The 1,476-nt window shown below is 51.8% G+C and carries 2 protein-coding genes; both read left to right on the top strand.

Features of this window, described 5'->3' with window-relative positions:
- Positions 1-46 precede the first annotated feature (46 nt).
- Positions 47-985 (top strand): tyrosine-type recombinase/integrase, encoded by a 939-nt coding sequence (locus B7364_RS08280; protein ID WP_085339537.1) that lies wholly within the window; start codon positions 47-49, stop codon positions 983-985.
- A gap of 86 nt (positions 986-1,071) precedes the next feature.
- The gene (locus B7364_RS08285) at positions 1,072-1,476 is read left to right on the top strand and encodes a hypothetical protein (RefSeq protein WP_085339538.1); all 405 of its coding nucleotides are present in this window, start codon (positions 1,072-1,074) and stop codon (positions 1,474-1,476) included.

The raw sequence follows: 1,476 nt of genomic DNA on the forward strand, positions 1-1,476 counted from the left end.
GTCACAGACCAATCTGTGCCAAATGTTTTGATGACGGACAGCCTATATGGAGACACATGTCACCCCGCGACTGAAAAGTGAACGAACAGCCAAATGGGTCTTCAAGGAGTTCATTCGGCCTAAGTGGGGCGATCGCTCGCCGGAGGGGATCACAAAGCAAGAGGTTACGAAGGAGCTTGATCGTCTCCTTTCAAGAAAATCTAAAGCCGCCGCTATCGAGACCCGAAAATGGCTATCAAGTATGTTGAACTGGGCTGTGGACTCCGGGCGCATCCAGTTTAATCCCCTCATCGGCATCAAGGCACCGGCCAGATTTACGGCACGCGAACGCGTTCTCTCCATGGCCGAAGCACGAGCCGTCTGGGCCGTCGCGGCTGAGATGGGCTATCCTAGTGGCACGCTGGTCCAGCTACTTATGTTGACGGCTTGTCGACTTCGCGAAATCGCCAGTGTCCAAACTTCTTGGGTGGACACGGTGAACTCCTGCATCGTGGTTCCCGGCAAAAGCTACAAGACGGGTGACCTGACTGTGGTTGCTTTGGTTCCCCGCGCGCTCGAAATCCTAAACAATCTCCCAAAGCACGGGGATGGTGACTTCCTGATCTCTTCAACAAATGGATATCGTCCACTTTACACCGTGACGCCCTCTTCCCTGAGGAAGCTAAAGGAAGACAGTCAAAAGCGCCTTGGACGCGCGATGGATCATTGGACCCTGCACGACCTTCGGCGAACTGTCGCAACCCACATGGCCCGCTTGAGCGTCGACGAGATTTTGATTGAGCGCGTGCTGGGTCACCGCATTGGCGGGGTCCGTGCCGTGTATAACCGTTATCGGTATCTGGAAGAAAAGCGCGCTGCCCTAGCACTCTGGACGGTTGAGCTCTTGCCCTCTAGCGGCCCAGATGGTGGCTCACGATACGAGCCTGCCAATGATGATCGGCCTTGGGTTCAAGGAAGTTTGTTTCAAGCTGGTTTTGAGGGTTAGAGCGCACGCAAAGCTACCAAAAGTGAGCAGTTACAGCTAAAGTCGCAAATCCTTGGTTCATAAATTTGATAACGGGGGCATTGGTTATGGAAGCAAAAACCATTGAAGCGTTCAAACATTGGATAGCTAATTGTAGGATCCAATTAGAAGCGAACCTTGCAGCCTACGTTTATCTTACCAACGACCCTAAATGGATGGCAATGACCGATGGCTCGCTGCAAAAGTTTCCGCAGTCATTCATTTATAATACCGGTGCATTTGCGGGATCTTTGTTTGGTGGAAATGAGGCATGGGCGGCAGTCGCGGCCATGGCAAAACATGACAAGTATCTTCAGCAACATCTAGATCAGATGGTGGGCTCAAAATCAACGGGAAGTGTTAGACTTGGAATTGAATCAATAGGATATCAACTTCTGCCGGAGCTAAGGGTCGACACGTCCGGCACACTTTTTCTAGGCCGTGTGGACAAAGTGGATTCCCAAATCAGTTAG

This window comes from Aquidulcibacter paucihalophilus (assembly GCF_002105465.1).
Lineage (GTDB): Bacteria > Pseudomonadota > Alphaproteobacteria > Caulobacterales > Aquidulcibacteraceae > Aquidulcibacter > Aquidulcibacter paucihalophilus.